The sequence below is a fragment of the Actinomadura fibrosa genome (genome assembly GCF_900659615.1).
Classification (GTDB): Bacteria; Actinomycetota; Actinomycetes; order Streptosporangiales; family Streptosporangiaceae; genus Spirillospora; species Spirillospora fibrosa.
In genome coordinates this window covers 51321-75378 of the sequence record NZ_CAACUY010000020.1, presented here as the reverse complement: position 1 = coordinate 75378, position 24058 = coordinate 51321, and the positions used below count along the sequence as shown (strand labels likewise).

Below are 24058 nucleotides of genomic sequence, written 5' to 3'. Positions count from 1 at the left end.
GGGTCACCGACCTCCGCATTCCCGAAACCGCCCTCGACCGGGCCCCGCTCGTCCGCTACCGGCCGCTTCTCCGCGGCCTCCATTCCCGCGCGGACCGCCTCGCGTCCGGGCCGCTGTCGCGCCGACTGACGGCTCCGCGCACCCCGGCCGCGCCGCTCGTCCCGAGGCTGCGCTGGCAGATGCCCGCCGTCCCGTTCCTGCGGCTCCCCGGACTGCGCTCCACCAGGCGTCCCGCGTCCGCGCCCGGCCGCTTTCCGGTTCACATTTCCGGCCACGCCCATGCCCGCGCTTCCGCTCCCGGCTCCGCCTCCGTTCCCGCCCCCGGTCGAAAGCAGCGTCCATGACGAGCCCCATCGGCCGGATGGCCGGATTCCGTCCGCTGATCTGGCTGTCGGGAGCACGGCCCGACATCCTCGACCAGTGCCCGAGCGAGCGGGGCAAATACCAGGGCATCGGCGCCGCGGTGCTGATCACGGCCGGAATGGCCGCGATCTCGATGGCGTTCGCGCTGTCCATGGCGGTCAAGGCGCCGATCGCCTTCGCGGTCGTCTTCGCGGTCCTGTGGGGCCTCGCCATCATGATGCTGGACCGCTGGCTCGTCACCACGATCCAGCGCCAGGACCGCCGCCGCCACGCCTTCTACCTCGCCGCGCCGCGGCTGGCGTTCGCGCTGCTCATCGGCATCGTCATCTCCACCCCGCTCGTCCTGCAGATCTTCAAGCCGGAGATCGACGTGCAGCTCGAACGGATGAAGGCCGCCGCGGCCAACGAGAACGCGACCGACGCCCAGTCGGGGGCGCTCGGCCAGCGGATCGCCCGGCTGGACGCGGAGGCCAAGCGGCTCGAAGGCGTCATCGGCAGCAACGGCGACACCGGCGCCGACCTCAACGCCGACCCGACGATCGCCGGGCTGCGCAAGCAGGAGGGCGAGGCGCTCAAGCGCGTGTCGGACGCCCGGGAGAACCTCGTCTGCGAGCTCGGCGGCCAGCGCGGCAGGTGCAAGCCCGGCGACGGGCCGATCGCGCGGCAGCGCAAGCAGCAGCTCGACGACGCCGAGGCCGACCTGAAGCGGATCCGCGACCAGATCGCCGCCCGCCAGAAGGTCCTGCAGAGCGAGGGCGCCACCTCCCGGCAGCGCAACGTCGAGACCGCCCGGCAGCGGCTCCCGCGGGTCCGCGAGGACCTCGCGGCCGCCCAGCGGGAGCGCGCCCGCCTCGACGCGGGCTTCGCGTCCAGCAACGCCGACTCCGACGGCCTGCTGCTCCGCCTGAAGGCGCTGAACGAGCTCACGGGCGAGCAGAGCACCCTCTTCTGGGCGCACCTGCTGCTCATCCTGCTCTTCACGTCGATCGAATGCCTGCCGATCTTCGTGAAGCTGCTGCTCACCCTCGTCCCGAAGAAGAGCCTCTACGAGGAGATCCTGGAGATCGAGGAGCACCGGCGGCGGCGCGTCGCCGAGGAGCGCGCCCGGCGCGAGCAGAACGCCGAGATCCTGGAGGCCGAGGACATCATCACCCAGGCCCGGCTGCTCCGCGAGGCCCGCGACGCCGCCATCCCGCAGATGGTCGAGCGGACCGTCCGCGCCGAGATGGACATCGCCCAGGCCGTCCTGGACGAGTGGCGCGACCGCGAGCTGCGCGACGTCCCGCGCAACCTCGACCGCTACCTGTCCTCGGACGGCTACCCGCGCGTGGACCCGAACCCGTACCCGGCACCGTCCGGCCCCGCGCCCGCCGGGCGCCCCGCCGAACCGGCGCCCGCCGGGTACCCCGGCGGCAGGCCGGGCCCCGTCGCGGGCCCCGTCGCGGGGCCTGGCAGGGGACCGCTGCCGCCGTCCGCGCCGTCACCGAACGGCAACGGCGGGCCGCCCGCCCCGCCGCCGGGACCCAGTACGCCGTGGACGAGCCCGCCGCCCCCGCCGTTCTCCTGAGCAACCCCGCTTCAAGACGGCCGCGTCAGCGGAACGCGTCGAGCCCGGTGATCGCCTTGCCGAGCGTCAGCAGGTGCACCTCCTGGGTGCCCTCGTAGGTGAGGACGCTCTCCAGGTTGTTCATGTGCCGGATCACCGGATACTCCAGCGTGATCCCGTTGGCGCCGAGCACCGTCCGCGCCTCGCGGGCCACGTCCAGCGCGGCGCGGACGTTGGCGAGCTTGCCGAACGACACCTGCTGCGGCGTGACCTCGCCCGCGTCCTTCAGCCGGCCGATCCGGAGGGCCACCAGCCCGGCCTGGCCGAGGGCGACCTCCATCCAGGCGAGCTTCTCCTGCGTGAGCTGGAACGACCCGATCGGCTTGCCGAACTGCTCGCGCGTCTTCGCGTAGTCCACGGCCGCCTCATAGCAGGACCGTCCCGCACCGACGGCGCCCCACAGGATCCCGTAACGGGCCTCGGACAGGCAGCCGAGCGGCCCCTTCAAGCCCTGCACGCCGGGCAGGACGGCGTCCTCGGGGAGGCGCACGTCGTCCAGCACCAGCTCGGACGTGACGGACGCGCGCAGCGACAGCTTCTGATGGATGTCGCTCGCCGTGAAACCCGGGGTGCCCTTGGGGACGAGGAAGCCGCGGATGACGCCGTCCGCCTTCGCCCAGACGACCGCGACGTCCGCGACCGACCCGTTCGTGATCCACATCTTGGCGCCGTTCAGCACCCAGTCCGACCCGTCCCGCCGGGCACGGGTCAGCATGTCGCCGGGGTCGGAGCCGCGGTCGGGCTCGGTGAGGCCGAAGCAGCCGATCGCCTCGCCCGCCGCCATCCGCGGCAGCCACTCCCGCCTCTGCTCCTCCGACCCGTACTTGCGGATCGCCGCCATCGCCAGCGACCCCTGGACGGACACGAAGCTGCGCAGCCCCGAGTCGGCCGCCTCCAGCTCCCGGCACGCCACCCCGTACGCGACCGCGCTCGTCCCCGCGCAGCCGTACCCCTCCAGGTGCATCCCGAGCAGGCCCAGCTTCCCGAGCTCCGGCGCCAGCTCCCGCGCCGGGAACGTCCCCTCCTCGAACCATCCGGCCAGCCGGGGCGCGACCCGCTCGGCCACGAACGCCCGCACCGTGTCGCGGACCATCCGTTCCTCGTCGGTGAGCTGGTCGTCGACGCGCAGCACGTCCATGCGAGTCCTTCCTCCCGGGGCGCGGATGTCGACGTCAGGGTACGTCCAGCGCCGCACCCGACCCGGACAAGGGTCGCCTCAGGGACATGTCAGGGCGATTCCGGATGTCGGATCGCGCGCGCAGTGGGCATGCTCGGACCATGGACCTGAACAAGAACACCGGCACGACCAAGCAGCTCCGGCGCACCCGCGACGGCCGCATGATCGCCGGAGTGTGCTCCGGCGCGGCCGAGTTCCTCGGCGTGGACGCCAACATCGTCCGGCTCGGAATCGCCGTCTTCACCCTCTTCGGCGGCGCCGGCATCGCGCTCTACGCGATCGGCTGGCTGATCATCCCGGAGGAGGGCGCGGCCACGTCCGTCGGCGAGGACCTCTTCAAGAAGGCGAGCGACGACCCCCGCGTCCAGGACGCCGTCCAGCGGACCAAGGACGCCGTCAACAAGAACCGCACCCGCGCGTGACCGGCTAGGGCGCCGGCGCGGACCGGGGCACGCCCGCCGGCCGCTCGTCCCCCGGGTACGGGACGTCATCCTGATCCGGGACGTCGGCCTGATCCGGGGCCTCACCCTGCTCCGGGAGATCGGCCCGGCCCGGAACGTCGGTCGGCGCCGCCTCCGGCTGCGCGGCCTCGGCGGACTCCGCCGGCTCGTCGCCGCCGCGCGTCGCCGCGATCGCACCGCCGCGGATCTGGTTCCACACCAGCGTCAGCATCGCGGCGGCCGACAGCCCGAGGACGCCCGCGAGCGCCACGACCGTCTCCGGCCCGAGGACCTGCGCCGCGGCCCCGCCCGCGAGGATGCCGATCCCCTGCCCCGCGAGGATGCCCGACTGGGCGAGCCCGAACGCCTGGCCGCGGCCGGACGGCGGGACCGCCGCGACGAACGCCGCGTTCGCCGCGAGCTGGTAGGCGCTGCCCGCGCCCGACACCGCCCACAGCGCCACCACGCCCCACAGCGGCGGATGCGTCCCGGCCCCGATGAGCGGCAGGCACGCCAGCATCGACATCCAGCCCATGGCCCGCAGCCGGTTCGTCGGGCGGACGAACCGGCTGAACAGGAACGCCCCGGCGACCATCCCCGTCGGCATCGCCGACATCAGCAGCCCCACCGTGACCGCGCTGTCGTCGAACGTCGCCGCGTACGGCGCCGCCAGCCCCTCCGGGACGACGTAGAACGCGCACAGCCACGCGTACGAGACCAGCGACCGCAGCGCCGGATCGCCGAACACGAGCCGCGCGCCGTCCCGCGTGCCGCGCCACAGGCCGAGCGACTCGCGCTCCCGCCGCTTGGGCGCCGCCCGCGGCCGGAGCCCGCCGATCAGCACCAGGGCCGACAGCCCGAACGTCAGCGCGTCCACCGCCAGCGCCTCGTACGTGCCGACCACGGCGACCACCGCGCCGCCCGCGAGGAACCCGAGCATCTGCGCGCCCTGGTGCGTGATGTTGTTGATGGCCGACCCGGCGACGTACCTGTCCCCTTCCAGCACGTCCGGGAGGACGGCCGCGCGCGCCGCCGTGAACGGCGCGCCCAGCAGCACGGTCAGGAACACGAGCGCGCACAGCCCCCAGAACGGGAGCGCCGTGATCGCCATGACCGCCACCAGCGCCGCCCGCAGCACGTCGCAGACGACCATCACCGTCCGGCGCGGGAACAGGTCGGCCAGGCCCGACAGCACGGGCCCGCCCACGATCGGCGGGATGTAGGTCAGCGCGTACGTCAGCGCCGTCAGCAGCGCCGAACGCGTGTGCTCGAACACGAGGACGGCCAGCGCGACCTGCGCGAGCTGGTCGCCCACGAACGAGAGCGCCTGGGCCAGCCAGAGGGCACGGAACTCTCCCACCGCGAACACCTCGCGGTAGGTCGCCTGCTCCTCCGGCGGACGTCGATGCCGGCCGGTCTGCCTTCCCGCCACGCACGCTCCCTGGGTTGGGCGTCCCCTCATTAACTCACGCTGCGTGGCAGTTATGTGACCTACAGTGCCCGATTCGCGAAAGCCTTTTGCATACGGTTCGGTACCTTCTCCCGCGGACCCCGCGAAGGTCCGTGTCCCTCATAGCGGACGACTCCGAGACCCCATCCGGCACAACCGGAACCACCCTCACCCGCGGGTGACGGTCCCCCCGCCCGCGCGGCTCAGTATCCGAGCTCGTGCAGCCGGTCGTCATCGATCCCGAAATGGTGCGCGATCTCGTGCACCACGGTGATCCGGACCTCCGCGACCACGTCGTCGGGGGTGTCGCAGATCCGCAGGATCTCCCGGCGGTAGATCGAAATGTGATCGGGCAGGACCCCGCCGTACCAGTCGCCGCGTTCGGTGAGGGGTACGCCCTGATAGAGACCGAGCAGCCCCCGCTCGGGCGCGTCGTCCTCCACGACGATGACGACGTTGCGCATGCGGGCGGTCAGCTCGGGCGGGATGGTGTCGAGGGCCTCGCCGACCAGGTCCTCGAACGCCTCGCGCGACATGTCGATCACAACGCCATTCTGAAGGAGGCCACGTGCCGCGGACCACCGAGGCCCGCACCGCCCCCGCCGGCAGGCTCACCCCCCTGCGCCGCCGGCTCGCCCCCCTGGCCCGCCGCCTCGCCCCGGCGGCGCACCGGCTCACCGCCGCCCGCCGCGCCCTGGAACCGGCGGGCCGGCGCACCCGGGCCGTCCTCCGCAGCCGCTGGTCCCGGACGCTCCTCGTCGTCGCCGTCGGCCTCGCGGGCGGCTACGCCGGACTCCTCCTCGGCGGCCAGACGACCACCCCCGTCGGCCCCACCGACGTCCAGCTCGCCCTGCACCCGTCCTGGACGGGCGGCACCACCCTCCAGCTGCCGCCCGTCGGCGCCCTCCACCTCGACACCCACTGGGGACCGGTGTCCCTGGAGGCCCGCGTCATCGACCTCCGCCCGGACGAGGCCCGCAAGCTCATCGAGAACGACGCCGAGCTGGACCGCGTCACCGACCAGATCACCGGCCAGATCCGGCACGGCATGACGATCCTGCTCGTCCGCGCCACCCTCCTCGCCCTCGCCGTCGCCTTCGCCACGTCCCTCATCGTCTTCCGCTCGTGGCGCCGCGCCCTGGCCGGCCTCGGCGCCTCCGCGGGCGGCCTCGTCGCCGTCACCCTCGTCGCGCTCCTGACCTTCAACCCGCAGTCCGTCGCGGAACCCCGCTACACGGGCCTGCTCGCCAACGCCCCGCAGGTCGTCGGCGACGCCCGCAGCGTCGCCGCCCGCTTCTCGGTGTACCGCGCGCAGCTCGCCCACCTGGTCGGCAACGTCTCCAAGCTGTACTCCGCCGCGTCCACCCTCCCGACCTACGAACCCGACCCGTCCACGCTCCGCGTCCTGCACGTGTCCGACATCCACCTCAACCCCGCCGCCTGGAACGTCATCAAGTCCGTCGCCACCCAGTTCCAGGCCAACCTGATCATCGACAGCGGCGACCTCATGGACCACGGCAGCAAGGCCGAGGACAAGTTCGCCGACGAGATCTCCGGCCTCAAGGTCCCCTACGTCTACGTCCGCGGGAACCACGACTCCAAGGGCACCCAGCGCGCGGTCGCCCGCCAGAAGAACGCCACCGTCCTGGACGGCGTCACCCGCGAGATCGCCGGCCTGCGCGTCTACGGCGTCGGCGACCCCCGCTTCACCCCCGACAAGAGCACCCGCGACGACTACGTCGGCGCCGACCAGATGCGCGCCACCGGCCTCAACCTCGCCGCGAAGCTCCAGGCCACCGGCCCCGTCCCGGACCTCGTCATCGTCCACGACCCGAGCGAGGGCGAGGCCTTCTCCGGCCTGACGCCGCTCATCCTGTCCGGCCACGCCCACAGCCGCTCCACCAAGCTCCTCCCCACCGGCACGCGCCTGTTCGTCCAGGGCTCCACCGGCGGCGCCGGCCTCCGCGGCCTCGAACACGAGGAGCCGACCCCCATCGAGCTCTCCGTCCTCTACTTCAGCCGCGCCACCCACCGCCTTCAGGGCTGGGACGACCTCCGCCTCGGCGGCCTCGGCCTCACCTCCGCGCAGATCGAGCGCCACCTCGAACCGAAACCCGACCGGAAGATCGAACCGACGCCCCCGTCCACACCGCCGTCCCCGACGTCCCCCTTCCCGTCCCGATGGCCCTCGACCAGCGCGTCCCCCACCCGCACCCCCGAACGCCGGTAACCGTTTACCCGTGCCCGCCCGTTGTCCCCTACACTTGACCGGGTCGAGCGGCCGTCACCACGGCCACCATGGGCCCCCTTCGTCTAGCGGCCTAGGACGCCGCCCTTTCAAGGCGGTAGCGCCGGTTCGAATCCGGTAGGGGGTACATCTCAGGCGGGCGCGAGTCGCCGCCGGATGGGGATGACCAGCCCGGCGGTGGGCTCGGTTCACCGGCCCCGGTTCCCCGTTGAAGGCCCTGGATAAGGCCTGCTGAAGTCGCCATCACGACCAGGGGCGGGGGAAGTTCTCGCCGTCCAGGCGGTCGCCCGCGGCGAGTCCGAGAGCGTCGGTCACGACGTGCGGCGTACCGCTGTAGCGGGTCCGCGCGTCCATGTAGATGGTGACGTGGGCGAGGCGGGCCTGGTCGGTGCGGTTGGGCAGCGCCATGTGCCCGGTGTAGCCGCTGTGGAACGTGCAGTCGCCTGCTCGGAGCGGCACGGTGACCCGGGGGATCCAGCGCAGGGACGGGTCGGTCATGAACAGGTCCTCCTCGTGGTGGAGATCCTGCGGACGGAGGCCGGTGCGGTCCTGGGTGCCGGGCAGGAAGGTCATGCATCCGCGTTCCGGAGGGACGTCCACCAACGCGATCCATGCCGACAGCGGAAGCCGGTCGCCGGCATGCGGCCAGTACGGGCGGTCCTGATGGAACTGCGTGGCGGCGTTGTTGTGCGGCTCCTTGACCAGCATCTGGTCGTGCCAGAGCCGCAGCGGGAATCCGGCGAGTTGCTCGGCGATGCGGCCGAGGCGCCGGTCGAGGGTGAGGTCCCTGAGCGTCCGGTCGCGCTGCCAGACGTTGACCAGTTGGCTGAAGACAGCCTGACGCTCCAGGCTCTCCGCGCGATGCGCGGCCAGGAACGCTTCGGCGGCGGTCCGGAAGCGCTCGACCTGGCCGGGCGTGAGGACTCCTCGCACTCGGACGAAACCGGACTCGCGGTAGGCCGTCACGAGGTCGTCCGGCACCTGGCCGTCGGCGTCAACATCGCGGGCGGGCATGGTCGCATCCATTGATGGCCTCCGAAAGAGCTGAGGATCGGGCTACCGCAAGCTTCGTCGTGGCGGGATGCCGCGGGCTAGTCCGATCTCGTCGAGTGGTCGTACGATCCCGACATGTCTGCCACGCTCCACGAGGTCGCGGTCTTCCCATGGGGTCCGGTCTCGGGCGGCGTCCATCGCCTGGACGCCGACGGCGTCGAGCCGCATGCGCACGACTTCCTGGAGATCGCGGTGATCGGCGCCGGCCGCGGCAGGCACGTGACCAGCCAGGGCGAGCAGCCGCTGCGGCGCGGCCAGGTCATCGTGCTCCGCCCCGGCGCCTGGCACGGCTTCCGGGGGTGCGCGGGACTGACCGTCGCCAACTGCTGCCTGTCCGCGCAGGCGCTGCGGGGCGAACTGGCGGCGCTCCGCGACATCCCGATGCTGCGCCGGATGCTGTGGACCGAACCGGTGGCCTCCGGAACGCACGGCGTGGCGGTCACGACCGTCGATCCGGCCGCCGCCGAGGAGGCCATCGAGGAGATCGGCCTGCTCCAACGGGACCTGGAAACCGAGAAGCGCCGGCCGGGCCGCGTGCTGGGCCGGCTGGTCACCGTGCTCGGCGTCCTGGCCGACGGCCGCGAACCCGAACCGGAGGCACCCACGCTCCACCCGGCGGTCGCGGCCACCACCGCCAGGCTGGAGGCAGAACCCGCCCACCCATGGCGGCTCGATGAGCTCGCCGGCGCGGTCAACCTGGATCCCGCCTACCTCGGCAGGCTCTTCAAACAGCACGCCGGGGTGGGACCGCTGGGTTTCCTGGCCCGCCTCCGGGCCGAACGGGCGGCCACGTTGCTGGCGCACTCGGCGCTGCCGGTCGCTCGGGTCGGCGCCGCTGTCGGCTGGGACGATCCGACGTACTTCGCCCGCCGTTTCCGGACGCTGGTCGGGCTCACCCCCACCGATTACCGGCGACGCAGCCGATCAACCCAGTCGGCGGCCGATGAGAGAGCTCCACACGAAGCGGGTTGCGGGTGACGTGGCGGTAGGTCTTAGCGTCGCTTGCGTGGACGAGGACGCGCGGCGATGGCCTATCGGGGAACTGGCCCGCCGGACCGGGCTGAGCGTGCGGGCATTGCGGTACTTCGAGGAGATCGGGCTGCTGCGGCCGTCCGGACGATCGGACGCGGGGCACCGCTGGTACTCGGCGAGCGACGTGCGGCGGCTGTACCGGATCGTCGCGCTGCGCGAGCTGGAGATGCCGCTGGAGAAGATCGGCCAGGCCCTCGACGGGACCGGCGGCCTCCAGGACGTGGTCGCCGATCATCTGGCGCACGTGGAGGCACGGCTCGCCGCCTACCAGCGGTTGAGGCGACGGCTGGCCGGTCTGCTGGACGCCGCCGGGACGTCCGCGACCCCGTCCATCGACGAACTGATCGAGGTCATGGAGGCGACGGTGGCATCCGGATACTTCAGCGATGAGCAGCTCACCCGGATGAGGGGACGGCATCCCGCCGTCGAGGGATGGCAGGAGCGCTGGGCCGGACTCGCCGGCGAGGTGCGGCGGCTCATCGCGGCGGACGTCGATGCGGCCGACCCCGCCGCGCAGGACGTCGCGCGGCGGTGGAGCGCCTTCATGGACGAGCTGACCGGCGGCGACCGCGGCGTCCTGTCGGCCATGTACGCCAAGCTGGACGGCCAAGGCCCTGAGGCCGCCACCAAGGGCGTCATCGACACGGCCGTCTGGGAGTACATACGGCGCGCCTTCGCCCTCGCCGCGTGGCCCACCTCCCCCTGAGCCTCCCAGCCCTCACCGCCACTTCGCGGGTTGTATCAGCCCGACGCGAGTGGCGGGTGGTGGCGTCGTATGCACGCCCTGGCCGGGGCTATACAACGGTCACTGTTGGTGGGGGTGAGTAGCGGTCGGTGGGTTCGGCTGGGGTCGGGGACGGGGCCGGGGGTGTCCAGCGGGCGGCCTTGGAGGGGGGTACGTCGTATTCACTCTTCAGGTGTTCGGGGATCGCGTAGTGCATGACGCGGCCATGGGTCAGGGCCGTGAGTTCGAGGCGGGCTACCAGGGCGCCGATGCGGTCGGTGATCTGCTCCGTCCACGGGCCGGCGTCCTCCAGCCGTTCCAGGGCGTTCAGGGCGGCGGGCGCGAACTTGGCGATCGTGTCCCAGGGGGCGGACCGGGGGACCTCCAGCCAGTCGGCGCAGGTGTCGCCGATGAGCAGGCGGATCGTGGCGGCGACGACCGGGTCCAGCAGGCGGCCGGGGACGACCTCCTCGTACAGGGCGATGAGCTGCTGGGTGAGGCGCACCCCCTCGGGTGAGGGGCCCAGGCCGCGGACCATGTAGGAGTCCAGGTACGCGCGCGCCTCGGTCAGGTCGGCGGGGGCGCTGTCGACGTCGCAGCCGAGCATGGCGCCCACGACCCGCCAGGCGTAGTAGTAGGCCTCGGCGCCCCGGGTGGACATGTGGACGCCGAGCCGGTCCAGCGCGTCCAGGACGGCGAGCGAGAAGGTCACCTGGCCGCCGATCATGTCCTCCTGGCTGAGCGGGACGCCGTCGGCCACCTCGTCCCACCGGTCGCCGGCGCGGAGGTGGTGCCGGATGCCCGCGTGGAGCAGCCGGACCTTCTGCGCGGCGGGCACGAAACGGCCGCCGGCCTCGAACGCGTCGGGCTGCATGAGGTAGACGGTGAACTGGCCCGTCTCCGCCATGCGCCGCGACGGGTACTCCAGGGAGTGCGTCAGGGTCAGCAGGCGGGCGACGCGGGGGATCGCGTAGGACAGCGGCATCGAGGCGAAGGCCAGCGCGGTCGAGATGTGGACGTTGTTGTCGATGAAGAAGAGCCGCGCGTCCTCGATGGTCCCCCAGTCGACCCATTTCGGAGGCCTGGCGGTGGCCTCCAGGTAGTCGCGGGCGGCGGGCGGCAGGCCTTCCGGGAGCGCCTGCCCGGACTGCTGGAACCACCGCATCATGCCGTTGAAGCCCGCCATCTCCCCGCGTTCGAGGAGGGTGGCGACCGTCTCGTCCGCGAAGGGGTCGCCTTGCAGGCTCAGCCGGTCCATCACCGCGTCGGTGTAGCGCATCGGGATCCCTCCGGTCGTCATCCTTGGCGGCGGGCCGCCGCGACTGCCAGTTGCTCCAGCGCCCAGGTCGCGTCCCGGGGCAGGCGGACGCCGGCGAGGGCGTCGCGGGCCGCCGCCACGCGTTGTTCGATCATGGCTTCGACCCGGTCGCGCGCCCCCACCCGGCGGACGATCTCGCGGACGTCCCGGAGGCCGTCCTCGGTCAGGACGGGGTCCCCGACGAGCCGGTCGAGGCGCGCGAGGTCGGCGGGTCCGGCGGCGTCGCGGGCGGCGGCCATCAGCACGGTCGGCTTGGCGCCCCGGATGTCGTCCAGGCTGGACTTGCCCGTGTCGGCGGCGTCGCCGAAGAGGCCGAGGACGTCGTCGCGGAGCTGGTACGCCTCGCCGATCGGGACGCCGTAGCCGGTGAACGCGGCCATGACCTCGGGACGGGCCCCGGCGAGCACGCCGCCGATGTGCAGCGGACGCTCGACCGTGTACTTGGCCGTCTTCAGCCGGATGATCTGGAGCGATCCGTCGACCCGCGGCGGGCGCCCGGTGCTGAGGATCTCCAGGCACTCGCCGGCGATCAGCTCGCGCGCCAGCGTCGCCCAGAGGGCGGCCGCGCGGCCCAGGTAGGCGGCGGGCAGGCCGGACGAGGTGAACAGCCGCCCGGCCCAGGCCATCAGCATGTCGCCCACCAGGATGGCCAGCGCCCTGCCCTGGTCGACGGGGCCGGGCACCACCGGGCGCAGCGCGACGTGCGCGGCGGGCGCCCCGCGGCGGACCGCGCTCTCGTCGATGATGTCGTCGTGCACCATCGCCGCCGCGTGCACGAGTTCGAGCGCGCCGGCGGCGCGGATCATCGCGTCGTCGTCGGGCTGGCCGGTGGCCCGCCAGCCCCAGTAGCAGAAGGCGGCCCGCAGCCGCTTGCCGTTGGCGAGGGTGCCGCGGAGCTGGCGCACGACCGGAGCGAGGCCCTCGCTGATGCCGAGGAGGAGATCGGCCTCCTCGTCCACGAACGCGTCGAGGGCGCGGTCGACGCGGGCTCTGAACACCTCCTGCTCATGCATCACCGCCTCCCCGGCGCGCGATCGCCCGGCGGGCCAGCGACTCGATGTACGGCTCGGGCGGCTCGGTATGGCGGCGCAGCGCGAGCCGGCCGCGCGCGGCGAGCTCCGCGTAGCCGTCCCGCAGGAGCCCGGACCGGTCACCGCGGCGCAGCACGCTCCCGGTGCGCTGCAACGCCTCGCCGACCTGGCCGAGCAGGACGTCCGCCAGCCCGGCGACCGCGTAGACGGCCTCTTCCCGCCGGCCCGCGGCCGACCGGTCGCTGCTCTGGTCCATGACTGCCCTCGCCCTCGTCGCACCACCCCGACGAACGCAACGTAACATCTCGACCACGCAACGCAACCGAAACCACAAAAGGCTCATCCAAAGGACACCAAGAACTTCCGCCACGGCGGTACCGGTCCGCGCCCACTAGCGTGAGCGGGGTGAGCGAACCTCAGGCCATCGAGCCCAACACCTGGACGCCCCTCCTCGGCACCGACGTCGAGGTCCTGGTCGACGGGGTGGAGGGCCACGTGACCGTCGAGCCCGAGCACTACCGCAACCACCGGGGCGAGGAGCTCGTCCAGTTCCGGTGGACCATGCCGGCCGGCGGGCATGTCGCGATCAGGGCCCCGAAGGCCCCGATGGTCTGGTTCGACCCCGACGGCTCCTAACGGTCCGCGCGCACCCGCCGGGTCAGCCCCAGACCTCCTCGCTCGTCTCCACGATCAGGCGCAGCTTGGCGAACTGCTGCTCCGCGTCGAGCGCGTTGCCCTCCACGGTGGACGAGAAGCCGCACTGCGGAGACAGGCAGATCTGGTCCAGCGGGACGAACCGGGACGCCTCCTCGATGCGGCGCTTCAGGTCGTCCTTCGACTCCAGTTCGCCGCGCTTCGTCGTCACCAGGCCGAGCACGACCATCTTGCCGGGCGGGACGAACCGGAGCGGCTCGAAGCCCCCTGAGCGGGTGTCGTCGTACTCCAGGAAGAACCCGTCCACATCGAGTTCGCTGAAGAGCGCCTCGGCGACGAAGTCGTAGCCGCCCTCGGCCGTCCAGGACGAGCGGAAGTTGCCCCGGCACATGTGCGTGGTCACGGCGAGGCCGGCCGGACGTCCCGCCAGCGCGGCGTTGATCTGCCGGATGTAGCGCAGGTGCAGGTGGTCGGGGTCGTCACCGCGGTCGGCGATCATCGCCCGCTGCGCCGGGTCGTTCAGGTAGGCCAGGCTGGTGTCGTCCAGTTGCAGGTAGCGGCACCCGAGGCCAGCGATGGCCCGCACCTGCTCGGCGTAGGCGGCGGCGAGGTCGGACCAGAACTCCTCAACGTCCGGGTACACCTTCGGGTCGATCGACGCCGGGCCGCCCCGGTAGTGGACCATGTTCGGCGACGGGATCGTCAGCTTCGCCGTGGCGTCCCCCGCGACGTCCTGGAGGAACCGGAAGTGGTCGGCGAAGATCGTCTCTTGCAGGCGGATCCTGTCGTGGACCCGCAGCGCCGCCGTGCTGAACTCGATGTCGCCGGACTCGCTGTGGAACCGGACCTTGATCTTCTCGTCCGCGGGGCTGATGCCACCGAGCCGGTAGATGAAGTCCATGTGCCAGGACGTCCGGCGGAACTCCCCGTCGGTGACACCTCGCAGGCCCGCCCGCCGCTGCATCGCCACCACGTCGCGGATGGCGGCGTCCTCCACCGCGGCGAGGCCGGCGTCGTCCAGCCGGCCCTGGGCATGGTCGTCGCGCGCGGCCAGCAGGTCGGCCGGACGCAGCAGGCTGCCGACATGGTCGGCTCGGAACGGCGGCTCTGTTCGCGGAGACACGCTGGTCACCTCTCGCCGGGCACGGTCTGACCCCGCCAATCTAGGCACATCCCTGACCACGATCAAGATTCTGCCCAAACCAAACTCCGACCCAAGATCGCTCGGCACGTATCAGCGCTGGTCAAGCGGGGTACGCACCGGATCAGGCGGTGCGCTCGCACCGCCGCTCGGCCGTACTCGGGGGCGACATGGGCGAGGTTGTTGGGGGATTGCTGCCGCTTGCGGTGGGGTTGGCGCTGAGTCCCGTCCCGATCGTCGCGGTGGTCCTCATGCTGGCGGCGCGCCGGGGCCGCGACACCGGGCTCGCCTTCCTGGGCGGCTGGATCGCCGGGATCGTCGTCGCCACCGTCCTGCTGCTCCTGATCGCGGACGCGATCGGCATGACCGGGGTGACTGGCGAGCCGAAGACGTCGGTGTCGTGGATCAAGCTGCTGCTGGGGGTGCTTCTGCTGACGCTGGCCGCCAAGCAGTGGACGGCGCGTCCGGGAAGCATCGCCTCGGCCGAACTGCCGGGCTGGACGCGGGACATCGACGGCGTCCCTCCCGCCAGAGCGGCGACACTCGGCCTGATGTCGTCGGCGGCGAGCCCCAAGAACCTCATCCTGTGCGTCGCCACGGCGATCACCATCTCAGAAGGGGAGCTCAGCATCGGCGGCCAGATCGTCTCCGTGATCGTCTTCACCGTCATCGCCGCGTGCAGCGTCGCCGCCCCCGTGATCGCCCACCTGGCCGACGCCCGAACACACACTCCCCTGAGAGCCGTCAGGGCCTGGCTGGAGGCCAACAGCGCCCCGGTGACCTTCGCGGCACTCCTGCTCCTCGGCGCCCTCCTCCTAGGCCGAGGCCTATCCGGCCTCATCTGACCCGAGACGTCCCATAGAGCCGATTGACCGGTTCTGCTGTGCTGGGGATCGGTGGGGCGCCAGACTGGGGGCCGGAATGCCGGGCGTGAGCTGTCCGGCAGCCGGGAGGCAGGTGGTTGGTGTGACTCAGCCTGGGGTCGGGTCGGCTCAGGACGTGCGGGTGACCGAGAACTCGTGGTTGGGGCGAGGGGTGGCCTTGTTCACTCCGGTGTTCGCGGTGGCCGCCGGATGGCTTGCGGGTGTCGTCGCGTCGCATGTGCCGGGGGCGCATCTGGACGAGGCCCAGGTGACGGCGTTCATGGTCGCGACGATGACGTCGGTGCTGGGGGCCGCCTGGAAGTGGCTCCAGGGATGGCAGCAGCATGAGCGCCTGGTGGCCGAAGGGCAGGCCGCTCCCATCAAGGCGACCAGGAAGAAGAGAGGTCGATCGGCTTAAGGCTGGTCGGAAGCCGGATTCCTGAGCGTCCCGCGTCTCTCTATCCTTGGTCGCTGGTAGGGAGGTGGCGCGGTGCTTTCCACTGACGAGTTGCGGCGCTTGCCGGCCGCGGAGCGCGCGGCGATGCTGCGGACGCTCATCGCGCTGAGCGACGAGGACCCGCTGGACGAGCCGCGCAACCGGCGGCGGCGCGGTGTCGCGATCGCGGCGATGGTGGCCTGCTGCGTCTGGCTCGTGCCGTGGACGGTCGTGCTGGCGTTCACGCTGCCGGACAACTTCACGGCCGGACGGTGGGGCGCGGCCTGGATCGGGTTCGACATCGCGCTGACCGTCGCGATCGGGTTCACCGCGTTCGCGGTGTGGCGGCGGTTGCAGATCGCCATTCTCGGGCAGCTCGTCAGCGGGACGCTGCTGGTCTGCGACGCGTGGTTCGACGTCATGCTCTCGTGGGGGTCGGACGAGCGCTACATCAGCCTCGCCACGGCTTTTCTGGCCGAGCTCCCCTTGGCCGCCTTCTTCTTCGGGGGCGCCTATCGGCTGATTCGGATGACGATTCACGCATTGTGGGTACGTGAAGGGCGCACGGATCCGGAGCCACGCCTCTATCAGGTTCGCCTATTCACGATCGCTCCTGAGAAGCACACTAAGTGAAAGTAGGCCCGCTTCTTGGATGCGGGCAGGGCGCCGCCGGTTCCGGGTAGGCCTCATCAGGCCAGACGGGGCATCAGGTGGACGGGCTTCGTCTGCCGTTCACCTTCTGGTCGAATCCGGGCGATAGCTGTGGATCGTGAACAGCAGGCTCTCGATATTGATCGCCACGGCCGGTCTGGGAATGACGGGGTGTACCGCCGTGGCCACCGCGTCGGTCTCCGGCAAGGACACGATCGCGATCGGCGTGAAGGCCGACCAGCCCGGACTCGGGCTCAAGGGGCGGGACGGGACCTATAGCGGCTTCGAGGTCGATATGGGGAGGGACATCGCGCGCCGCGTGGGGGCTTCCCGGGTCAGATTCGTGACCGTGACCTCGGACAACCGTGAGCGGCTGCTGAACGACCATTCCGTGGACCTGGTCTTGGCGTCGTACTCGATCACGCCGGACCGCGCGAGGCTCGTCACGTTCGGCGGGCCTTACTACGTGACGCACCAGGACATCATGGTCCGCCGCGAGGAGAACGGGGTGAAGGGCGTCCGCAGCCTTGCGGGGCGGAGGATGTGCCAGGCGAGCGGGTCCGTTTCCACGGAGCGTGTGACGAAGGGGCTGGGGATCCCGGTGCGGCTCGTCCCGGCGCCGTCTTACAGCGCGTGCGTCCAGAAGCTCATCAACGGTGACGTCGACGTGGTCTCGACGGGCGACCTGGTGCTGGCCGGGTTCGCGGCGAAGTACGGGTCGCGGGTGAAGATCCTGAACGTTCCGTTCACGGACGAGCGGTACGGGGTCGGCCTGCGGCGGGGCGACATCGACGGCTGCGAGAACGTCAACCGGGCGCTGACCGCGATGTACCAGGACGGGACGGCCCAGCGGTTGCTGCGCAAGTGGTTCGGGTCCACGAGCGGGTTCACGCCTACGCTGTCCGTCCCGGAGTACGAGGGCTGCTCGTAGTGTCGGTGGGGGCGGTTAGCGTTGGGGGGTGGCTGAGGAGAGTGTGGTCTGGGGTGAGCTGCTGGCGGCGGGGTTCCTGCATGCGCTGCGGGAGGCGCACCGCGAGGCCACGCTGGCGGTCTTCGGCGGGCTGAGCAGGGCCGCCGGGTTCAAGGAGCGGTCGTTCGGGGTCGGGGCGTTCGACGTGCTGGAGTCGCAGCTCGACCGGGTCTTCGAGCGGGACGAGCACGTCGTCCGGGACGATCTGAACGGGTCGCCGGGGTGGCGGTACGGGCCGTACCGGGTGCTGACGAAGCGGCACGAGTTCGGGGCGGTGCGGGCGATCCGGTGGGACCGGGAACGTCCGACGAAGCAGGCCGTGGCGCGGCAGGGGTACATCGAGGATCCGCAGCTGTCGCTGGACCTGGGGGTCGGGCCGCGCGACACGCCCGGGGTCGTGACGCTGGTCCTGGCGCACAGCGCCAGCGAAGAGCCCCTGGAGATGGAGCTGTTCCTGGGCCGGCCCAGGTGGAACGCCGATGGAGGGACGGCGTGGCATTGGGTCAAGGAACTCACGGATGAGGCGCTCGGGCGTGATCCACGCCGTAAGCTCGTCGAGCGGACGATGCCGCTGTGGGGCGGGGACGAGGACGACGTCCCGATGCGGCTTCGCGAGGAGACGAGCACTGAAACGGCCTAGTGAACGATGATCGGACGGTCCGGCGGGCCGCCGAGGCGCTGCTGCTGTTCGACTGCGAGCGGCTGACGCTGGCCCGGCGGCTCCGGGGGCTGCGCAAGAACCAGCTCGCGCAGAGCGTGGGGACGACGCCGAAGGCGATCGGGCAGTTCGAGGCGGGGGTGCAGCGGCCCGCGGAGACGATGCTGGCGAAGCTCGCGTTCGCGCTGGGCGTGCCGGTGGAGTTCTTCCAGGGCGGGCGGAGCCCCGTGTCGATGGACGGGGCGCACTTCCGGTCGCTGCGGTCGACGTCGCAGATCGAGCGGGACCAGGCCCTCGCGTACGGGCGCATCGCGACGGACGTGGTCGCGGCGCTGGAGGACCTGGTCGACTTCCCGGCGGTCGATCTGCCGGAGTACTCGGTGCCGCCGGAGGAGATCGCGGGGAGCGGTCCGGTGGAGGCGGCGCGGCTGGCGAGGAAGGCCCTCGTGGGGAGGCCGGGGCCGGTGGCGCACGTGGTGCGGCTGCTGGAGGCGCGCGGCGTGATCGTCCTGGTGCTGCCGGCGGCGACGCGGCGGGTCGACGCGTTCAGCGTGGGCGTGCATCCGCGTCCGATGGTGCTGTTCAACCCGGCGAAGGGCGACTACTGGCGCAACCGGTTCGACGCGGCGCACGAGCTCGGGCATCTCGTGATGCACGCGGACGCCGAGCCGGGCGAGAAGATCGTCGAGGATCAGGCGCACCGGTTCGCGGCGGAATTCCTGATGCCGGAAGCGGATATCGCGGGAGAATTGCCGTCCACCGCGGATTGGGATCGCCTTTCCGCGCTGAAGGGCGTGTGGGGCGTCAGCATGGCGGCGCTGCTCTATCGCGCCCGCACCCTGAAGATCATGGACGAGGGCGTGTACCGGGCGGCGATGGGCACGCTGAGCGCGCGCGGGTGGCGGCGGCAGGAGCCGGGGCCGGCGCGGGCGCTGGAGCAGCCGACCATGCTGATCAAGGCGGTGGAGCTGGCGGGCATGGCCGGTATCGGCCGGGACCTGCTCGCCGAACGGGCGCGCGTCACGCGGGCCGATCTGGATCTGCTGGTCCCGCGGCGGTGAACGCCCGGCTGGAACGATCCTGAAAAGGCTTTCCCGGGGACCGAACGCCATTCGTGAAGTGAGTGGGAAGTTACATATCTCTGACCGGCGGTTCCCTGCGTCCCGCCAATGTTTGTGAGAGGCTGCGAGGCTGTCGGGACGGACGAGACCGGGGAGATCTTGTGCTGGACCATCGGCCGGCCGGGCCGACCGCGCTGCGCCTGCAGATCGGCGCGCGGCTGCGGCGGTTGCGCGAGGAGAAGGGCATCGGACGGGCGCAGGCCGGAGCGGCGATCCGCGGGTCGGCGTCCAAGATGAGCCGGCTCGAACTCGGCCGGCACGGGTTCAAGACCCGCGACGTCCGCGACCTGCTCGACCTCTACGGCGTGGACGACGCCAAGGAGCGCGAGACCCTGCTGAACCTCGTCCGGGACGCGAAGAAGCCGGGCTGGTGGCAGGCCTACGGCGACGTCGTCCCCGGCTGGTTCGAGCAGTACCTGGGCCTGGAGCAGTCCGCGACGTCGATCCGCTCGTACGAGGTGCAGTACATCCCGGGCTTACTCCAGACGCCCGACTATGCGCGAGCCGTCATCGCGCTGGAGCACGGCACGGGGGACGATCTCGACCGGCGGCTCGCGGTGCGGATGATCCGGCAGGAGCTGCTGGCCCGGCCGGTCGCCCCGGCGACGCTGTGGGCGGTGATCGACGAGGCGGCGGTGCGCCGCCCGATCGGCGGCCCGGTCACGATGCGCGGCCAGCTGGAGCACCTGATCGCGATGGCGACCGAGCGGGCGAACGTCAAGGTGCAGGTCCTGCCGTACGAGGAGGCCGCGCGGCTGCCGCTGAGCGGCCCGGTCACGATCGTCCGGCTCGCGGAGCACGACCTCGACGACGTGGTGTACCTGGAGCACCTCACCGGCGCCCGGTACGCGGAGAAGCGGGAGACCGCGCAGTACCAGCACATCATGGACCTGCTCGGCATCCGCGCGTACCAGCCGGCCCGCACGATCGACTTCCTCAAGGACCTTCTCGCCGAGTACTGACCCGGTCCCCGCCCTCCCGAACGGTCACCCCGCTTCGTGATGCGGCTGCTTCACACCCAAGGTTGCTGACACGGGCAGTGCCTCAAGAACCTCCGGCAGCGAAGTGACGCCCTCGGACGCGAGGAAGTGACCCGCTCCGCGGACGATCTGAGCGGAAGTCCCGAGCAACGTGGCGAGACGATCCGTGTGGCCGGTCGGGACGTAGGGGTCGGCGTCCGATCGGATGACCGTGAGCCGTCCGACATGGTCACCGAGCCGCTCCACGTCGCAGCCGTTACCGATGTAGGAGTCCAGCTCCGGCAGCGCGGGCAGGCGGTCGACGAACCCGGCGACCAGGACGAGCGCACCAAGGTGCCATGAATCCGGCAGCGAGCGCAGGTAGCGCAGGACGGTCAGGCACCCCAGACTGTGCGCGATGATCATCGAGTTCTCGTCGGGCGTTCCCACGGCGGCGCGCAGGGCGTCCGCCCACCGCGCGGGATCCGGATCCTGCGAGTCCGGGAGGGCCGGGACCGTGGCGTGGACGCCCTCCGCTTCGAGCCGTCCGGCCAGCCACCCGAACCAGTGATCCTGGGGAGAGGCGCCGTAGCCGTGGATGATCGAGGCCCGCCGCCGGGTCGTTTCAGTCGTCATGGCGTAGGAGGGTAAAGGTTCACACCGGTGTCAGAGTCAAGCGCCGGTTCGGGCGGGTCGCGGCGGTGGAAGCCGAGGGCGAGCGGGACGAGCAGGAACGCGGCGGCTCCGGTCAGGAGCGCGGCGGCGGCCGTCCCGCCGGCGAGGGCGGCGAGGGCCGGGACGGCGGGCTGGGCCACGCCCCAGGACGAGCCGTGGACCGCGAACCAGCGGGGACGGTCGGGTTCCGGCGCCAGCCCGGCGATCATCGCGGGCCAGCGTCCCTGGAGGACGCTGTCGACGGCGGCCCAGGTGAGGTAGGCCGCGATCGTCAGCGGGAGGGACCGGACGGCGTACATGGCGAAGGCCGATCCGCCGAGCACGACCGTCCCGACGGCGAGGATGCGGGTGTGGCCGAGGCCGTCCGGGATGCGGCGGCCGATGTGGCCGGTGAGCGGAGCGAGGAGCGCGGCGGCGGTCAGCGTGAGGCCAGGGAGCCACGGCGGCGCTCCGCGTTGCAGCAGGACGAGCGGGATGAACATCAGCACGGCCAGGGAGCCGTAGGCGAAGGCGGTCGCGGCCGCGGTGAGGCGGAGGAGCGTGCGTGGTGGCCGCCAGCGTCCGGGCGGGACGGGTCGGCGGGCCCGCGTTCCGTCCAGGAGCGTGATGGCCACGGCCGCCGCCAGGAAGCAGGTCAGCGCGTCGGCGACGATCAGCCCGCGGACGCCCAGCGGGAGAAGCACGGCGGCGAGCAGGCCGGCGAGGGCTCCGGCGGCTACCAGGGACGTTCCGAGCAGGTTGTAGACGCGGCCGTGGGCGGCGGAGGGAGTCGTGGCGGCCAGAGCCTCCTGCGTCGCGGGTTCGTAGATCTCGAAGGCCAACCCGACGAGCACGACGGCGCAGAGCAGCGGGACGGAGCCTTCGGCCGCGGACAGGAGGAGCAGGGACGTCCCCGTCGCCGCCAGGCCGAGGACGATCACGGTGCGGGGCGGGAGTCCGTCGAGGAGGAGGGCGCCCGCGAAGCGGGATGCGAGGGCCGCGAGGCCGAACGTCGCGAGCGTCAGAGGCACCTGGCCGGGCGGCGCGAGGACGGCTAGGAACGGCAGTGTGTAGGCGCCGAGCTGGTTGAGTGCGCGTACACAGATCAGAGCCTTGGCCTGACGCGGAAGGGCGTCCGTCATTGGGGAACGGTAGGGGGTGCCTCGGACGGTACGGTCGCGTCCATGCCTTCGAGAACCGTCCAGAAAGCTCCCAAGAAGCCGAGGCTGCCCGCCGATCTGGGGCCGGCCGAGCTGCCCGAGCACGACCTGGTCGATGACGCGATGTACCGCGAGTTGCGTTTCGGGGCGCTCGACCTTCAAGGGCGGGACGCGCAGGACGTCGACTTCGAGCGGTGCGTCCTCGACGGGACGCGGCTGGCCGCGGCGGCGCTGGAGCGGGCGGGCTTCGCCGACTGCGCCTTCAGCCGCTGCGACCTGGCGAATGTGAGGCTCGCCAACGGGCGGACGTTCACAACGACCTTCAGCGGGTCGCGCATGACCGGGGCCGCGTTCACCGACTGCGCGTTCCAGGACATGGTGTTCGAGGGGTGCCGAGCGGATCTGGCGGGGTTCCGGTTCAGCACGTTGAAGCGGGTCGTCTTCCGCGACTGCAATCTGGAGGGCGCGTCGTTCCAGAGCGCGGACCTGCGCGGCGTCCGGTTCGAGAACTGTCGGCTCAGCGGGGTGCAGTTCAGCGGGGCGGCAATGGAGGGGGCTCGGTTCTCTGGGTGCGATCTTCGAGGGGTGGGCGGGGTGCGGAGCCTTCGCGGTGTCATCGTGGCCGCCGGGGACGCGCCAGGTCTGTTGGCCAGTCTGGCTGCTGAGCTGGACATCACCATCGAGGAGCCATTTCGGGATTCGTGAGGTTCTCGTGACAGCGGGGCCCTAGGGTCGCCGTCGTGAACGAGGGACGAGGGTTCGGCGCGCTCGCGGTGGCCGGGTTCGTGGCGCTCGCGGTCGCGGGGTGCGGCGGCGACGGCGGGACGGGCGGCGGCGGCGACGGCGGTGGTTCGGGCAAGACCGTGGCGGCACCCGCCGGGGGCTGGCCGCAGCCCGAGAACGGCCGGCTGACGGAGAAGATGTGCGGTCTGCTCACCGAGGCCGACTACGCGGAGTTCGGCCACAACCGGATGTCCGCGTCGACGCTCAAGCGCGCCGACGACGGGAGCAACGCCGTTTCCTGCCTGTACACGCTCGGGGACGAGCTGGCGATGGACCTCCAGACGACGGCCGAGGCCGCGAAGATCGCTTTCGAGCGGGACGCCGAGGACCACAAGCGGCGGCTGGCGAGCGACGAGAAGCGGTCGGTGTTCACCGCCGACGTCGTCCAGGGGGCGGACGAGAGCTGGTTCGACTTCTCCACGATCGGGTCGGACGAGTCGGAGTTCGAGCTCCAGGCGCGGCGCGGGGCGCTGACGGTCAAGCTGGTGCTGAACCGGGGCGAGAAGGACAAGGATCCGCGGCAGATGCTGCCCGCCCTCGCCGGGCGCGTGTTCCAGCGCGTCGGGAACCTGGGCAAGGCCGATACCGGCATCACCCATCGGATCCGGTACGAGCTGACCGGGACGGGCAAGGCGCAGGGGTCCTACATCGACCCGGCGACGGTCAAGGCGGTGCAGTTCAAGGACGCGAAGCTGCCCTGGCACAAGGAGTTCCCGGTGCCCGCGCCCACGGGAAACCCGGTCCCGCTGACCCTGAACGCCTACACCAAGACGTTCGGCGCGCCGCTCGGGTGCCGGATCCTCGTGGACAACAAGCCGGTGGTCGAGAAGAACTCGACGGTCAGCGTCTTCTGCTCGGCGACCTACTCGCGGTGATCGAACACGTGTTTGACTCCGGCGGTACATTGGGGGCATGACTGGCGCGTTCCAAGGCTCGCTGCTCGACTTCGGCGACGGGACAGGTCCCCGTCCGCTCGACGCCGTGCGGCGGACGCGGCTGGCCCACGGCGCGTGGATCGACGTCCTGCCGGGCTGGCTTCCGGGGGCGGACGAGCTGTTCGAGCGGCTCCTCACCGCGGTGCCGTGGCGGGCGGAGAGCCGGCGCATGTACGACAGGGTCGTGGACGTGCCGCGCCTGCTGGCGTTCTACCGGGAGGGCGACGCGCTGCCCGACCCCGTCCTGGACGAGGCGAGGGCGGCGCTGAACGAGCACTACGCCGGGGAGCTGGGCGAGCCGTTCGTCACCGCCGGGCTGTGCCTGTACCGGGACGGCCGCGACAGCGTGGCGTGGCACGGCGACCGGATCGGGCGGGGCGCCACGGAGGACACGATGGTCGCGATCCTGTCCGTCGGGTCGCCGCGCTCGCTGCTCCTGCGGCCGAACGGCGGCGGGAGCGGCGAGACGATCCGGCACGAGCTCGGCCACGGCGATCTCATCGTGATGGGCGGGAGCTGCCAGCGGACCTGGGAGCACGCGATCCCGAAGAGCACCCGTGCGGCCGGTCCGCGCGTCAGCGTCCAGTTCCGGCCGCGGAACGTCCGGTAGCGTCCGCCGTCAGGTCGCGTC

26 protein-coding genes and 1 tRNA gene are annotated in these 24058 nt (G+C 71.8%); 17 read left to right on the top strand and 10 right to left on the bottom strand.

Annotation, left to right across the window (positions count from 1 at the left end; translation table 11 throughout):
- The first annotated feature begins 340 nt into the window (after window positions 1–340).
- On the top strand, window positions 341–1930 hold the full coding sequence (locus E1300_RS10840; protein WP_131756755.1) for a DUF4407 domain-containing protein: 1590 nt from the start codon (window positions 341–343) through the stop codon (window positions 1928–1930).
- Between the two features lie 25 nt (window positions 1931–1955).
- Here the strand turns inward: E1300_RS10840 and E1300_RS10835 are convergent, their stop codons facing one another.
- Window positions 1956–3107, bottom strand: a complete 1152-nt coding sequence (locus tag E1300_RS10835; RefSeq protein WP_131756754.1) for an acyl-CoA dehydrogenase family protein — start codon at window positions 3105–3107, stop codon at window positions 1956–1958.
- Window positions 3108–3247: 140 nt separating this feature from the next.
- Between E1300_RS10835 and E1300_RS10830 the strand changes: the two genes are divergently transcribed.
- Complete coding sequence (locus E1300_RS10830; RefSeq protein ID WP_131756753.1) at window positions 3248–3568, top strand: PspC domain-containing protein; 321 nt, start codon at window positions 3248–3250, stop codon at window positions 3566–3568.
- Between the two features lie 4 nt (window positions 3569–3572).
- On the opposite strand, the gene E1300_RS10825 is transcribed toward E1300_RS10830, so the two are convergent.
- Both E1300_RS10825 and E1300_RS10820 read right to left on the bottom strand, forming a co-directional pair.
- Entirely contained in the window at window positions 3573–5018 is a 1446-nt protein-coding gene (locus E1300_RS10825) for an MFS transporter (protein ID WP_242619070.1), read from the bottom strand.
- Between the two features lie 221 nt (window positions 5019–5239).
- On the bottom strand, window positions 5240–5572 hold the full coding sequence (locus tag E1300_RS10820) for a metallopeptidase family protein (protein WP_370784693.1): 333 nt from the start codon (window positions 5570–5572) through the stop codon (window positions 5240–5242).
- A 32-nt stretch (window positions 5573–5604) separates the two neighbouring features.
- Here E1300_RS10820 and E1300_RS10815 point away from each other — a divergent pair, with 32 nt between their 5' ends.
- Together E1300_RS10815 and E1300_RS10810 are read left to right on the top strand one after the other, a co-directional pair.
- On the top strand, window positions 5605–7266 hold the full coding sequence (locus tag E1300_RS10815; protein WP_242619069.1) for a metallophosphoesterase family protein: 1662 nt from the start codon (window positions 5605–5607) through the stop codon (window positions 7264–7266).
- Between the two features lie 72 nt (window positions 7267–7338).
- A tRNA-Glu gene (locus E1300_RS10810) sits at window positions 7339–7411 on the top strand.
- A gap of 116 nt (window positions 7412–7527) precedes the next feature.
- On the opposite strand, the gene E1300_RS10805 is transcribed toward E1300_RS10810, so the two are convergent.
- Entirely contained in the window at window positions 7528–8298 is a 771-nt protein-coding gene (locus E1300_RS10805; protein ID WP_165502786.1) for a phytanoyl-CoA dioxygenase family protein, read from the bottom strand.
- A 114-nt stretch (window positions 8299–8412) separates the two neighbouring features.
- On the opposite strand from E1300_RS10805, the gene E1300_RS10800 reads away from it, so the two are divergent.
- Together E1300_RS10800 and E1300_RS10795 are read left to right on the top strand one after the other, a co-directional pair.
- A complete protein-coding gene (locus tag E1300_RS10800) occupies window positions 8413–9315 on the top strand; it encodes an AraC family transcriptional regulator (RefSeq protein WP_131756749.1) in 903 nt (300 codons plus the stop codon).
- A 28-nt stretch (window positions 9316–9343) separates the two neighbouring features.
- Complete coding sequence (locus E1300_RS10795) at window positions 9344–10075, top strand: MerR family transcriptional regulator (protein WP_165502785.1); 732 nt, start codon at window positions 9344–9346, stop codon at window positions 10073–10075.
- An 88-nt stretch (window positions 10076–10163) separates the two neighbouring features.
- Here E1300_RS10795 and E1300_RS10790 read toward each other — a convergent pair whose 3' ends face one another.
- From E1300_RS10790 to E1300_RS10780, 3 genes are read right to left on the bottom strand one after another with little or no spacing between them, the layout of a single operon-like run.
- Window positions 10164–11372, bottom strand: coding sequence for an oxygenase MpaB family protein (locus tag E1300_RS10790; RefSeq protein WP_131756747.1), 1209 nt, complete (start codon window positions 11370–11372; stop codon window positions 10164–10166).
- 17 nt (window positions 11373–11389) lie between these two features.
- Window positions 11390–12424, bottom strand: coding sequence for a polyprenyl synthetase family protein (locus tag E1300_RS10785; protein WP_131756746.1), 1035 nt, complete (start codon window positions 12422–12424; stop codon window positions 11390–11392).
- Window positions 12417–12698, bottom strand: a complete 282-nt coding sequence (locus E1300_RS10780) for a polyprenyl synthetase (RefSeq protein ID WP_131756745.1) — start codon at window positions 12696–12698, stop codon at window positions 12417–12419. Before E1300_RS10780 ends, E1300_RS10785 begins: the two co-directional genes overlap by 8 nt.
- Window positions 12699–12847: 149 nt before the next feature.
- Here E1300_RS10780 and E1300_RS10775 point away from each other — a divergent pair, with 149 nt between their 5' ends.
- Window positions 12848–13078, top strand: a complete 231-nt coding sequence (locus E1300_RS10775; RefSeq protein WP_131756744.1) for a hypothetical protein — start codon at window positions 12848–12850, stop codon at window positions 13076–13078.
- A gap of 22 nt (window positions 13079–13100) precedes the next feature.
- On the opposite strand, the gene E1300_RS10770 is transcribed toward E1300_RS10775, so the two are convergent.
- The gene (locus E1300_RS10770; protein ID WP_131756743.1) at window positions 13101–14219 is read right to left on the bottom strand and encodes a 5-methyltetrahydropteroyltriglutamate--homocysteine S-methyltransferase; all 1119 of its coding nucleotides are present in this window, start codon (window positions 14217–14219) and stop codon (window positions 13101–13103) included.
- Between the two features lie 188 nt (window positions 14220–14407).
- Between E1300_RS10770 and E1300_RS10765 the strand changes: the two genes are divergently transcribed.
- From E1300_RS10765 to E1300_RS10735, 7 genes are all read left to right on the top strand, one after another.
- The gene (locus E1300_RS10765; protein ID WP_131756742.1) at window positions 14408–15082 is read left to right on the top strand and encodes a GAP family protein; all 675 of its coding nucleotides are present in this window, start codon (window positions 14408–14410) and stop codon (window positions 15080–15082) included.
- A gap of 160 nt (window positions 15083–15242) precedes the next feature.
- Entirely contained in the window at window positions 15243–15518 is a 276-nt protein-coding gene (locus tag E1300_RS10760) for a hypothetical protein (RefSeq protein ID WP_131756741.1), read from the top strand.
- Between the two features lie 72 nt (window positions 15519–15590).
- Window positions 15591–16169 (top strand): hypothetical protein, encoded by a 579-nt coding sequence (locus E1300_RS10755; protein ID WP_131756740.1) that lies wholly within the window; start codon window positions 15591–15593, stop codon window positions 16167–16169.
- 181 nt (window positions 16170–16350) lie between these two features.
- A complete protein-coding gene (locus E1300_RS10750; protein ID WP_131756739.1) occupies window positions 16351–17118 on the top strand; it encodes a glutamate ABC transporter substrate-binding protein in 768 nt (255 codons plus the stop codon).
- A gap of 28 nt (window positions 17119–17146) precedes the next feature.
- A complete protein-coding gene (locus tag E1300_RS10745; RefSeq protein WP_242619067.1) occupies window positions 17147–17797 on the top strand; it encodes a hypothetical protein in 651 nt (216 codons plus the stop codon).
- Entirely contained in the window at window positions 17797–18876 is a 1080-nt protein-coding gene (locus E1300_RS10740) for an XRE family transcriptional regulator (protein ID WP_242619066.1), read from the top strand. Before E1300_RS10745 ends, E1300_RS10740 begins: the two co-directional genes overlap by 1 nt.
- A 161-nt stretch (window positions 18877–19037) precedes the next feature.
- Entirely contained in the window at window positions 19038–19898 is an 861-nt protein-coding gene (locus E1300_RS10735; protein ID WP_207399631.1) for a helix-turn-helix domain-containing protein, read from the top strand.
- A gap of 24 nt (window positions 19899–19922) precedes the next feature.
- Here the strand turns inward: E1300_RS10735 and E1300_RS10730 are convergent, their stop codons facing one another.
- Window positions 19923–20531 carry an RBBP9/YdeN family alpha/beta hydrolase gene (locus E1300_RS10730; RefSeq protein ID WP_131756738.1) on the bottom strand — a complete coding sequence of 203 codons (609 nt, stop codon included), beginning with the start codon at window positions 20529–20531 and terminating at the stop codon, window positions 19923–19925.
- Complete coding sequence (locus E1300_RS10725; RefSeq protein ID WP_131756737.1) at window positions 20528–21691, bottom strand: MFS transporter; 1164 nt, start codon at window positions 21689–21691, stop codon at window positions 20528–20530. Before E1300_RS10725 ends, E1300_RS10730 begins: the two co-directional genes overlap by 4 nt.
- A gap of 42 nt (window positions 21692–21733) precedes the next feature.
- Here E1300_RS10725 and E1300_RS10720 point away from each other — a divergent pair, with 42 nt between their 5' ends.
- Genes E1300_RS10720 through E1300_RS10710 form a run of 3 tightly spaced genes read left to right on the top strand, consistent with a single transcriptional unit; the run spans window position 21734 to window position 24037 of the window.
- Window positions 21734–22414, top strand: coding sequence for a pentapeptide repeat-containing protein (locus E1300_RS10720; protein WP_131756736.1), 681 nt, complete (start codon window positions 21734–21736; stop codon window positions 22412–22414).
- A 35-nt stretch (window positions 22415–22449) separates the two neighbouring features.
- Window positions 22450–23367: a hypothetical protein gene (locus tag E1300_RS10715; protein WP_131756735.1), complete on the top strand. Its 918-nt coding sequence runs from the start codon at window positions 22450–22452 to the stop codon at window positions 23365–23367.
- A 37-nt stretch (window positions 23368–23404) separates the two neighbouring features.
- Window positions 23405–24037, top strand: coding sequence for an alpha-ketoglutarate-dependent dioxygenase AlkB (locus E1300_RS10710; RefSeq protein ID WP_131756734.1), 633 nt, complete (start codon window positions 23405–23407; stop codon window positions 24035–24037).
- Window positions 24038–24058: the final 21 nt, after the last annotated feature.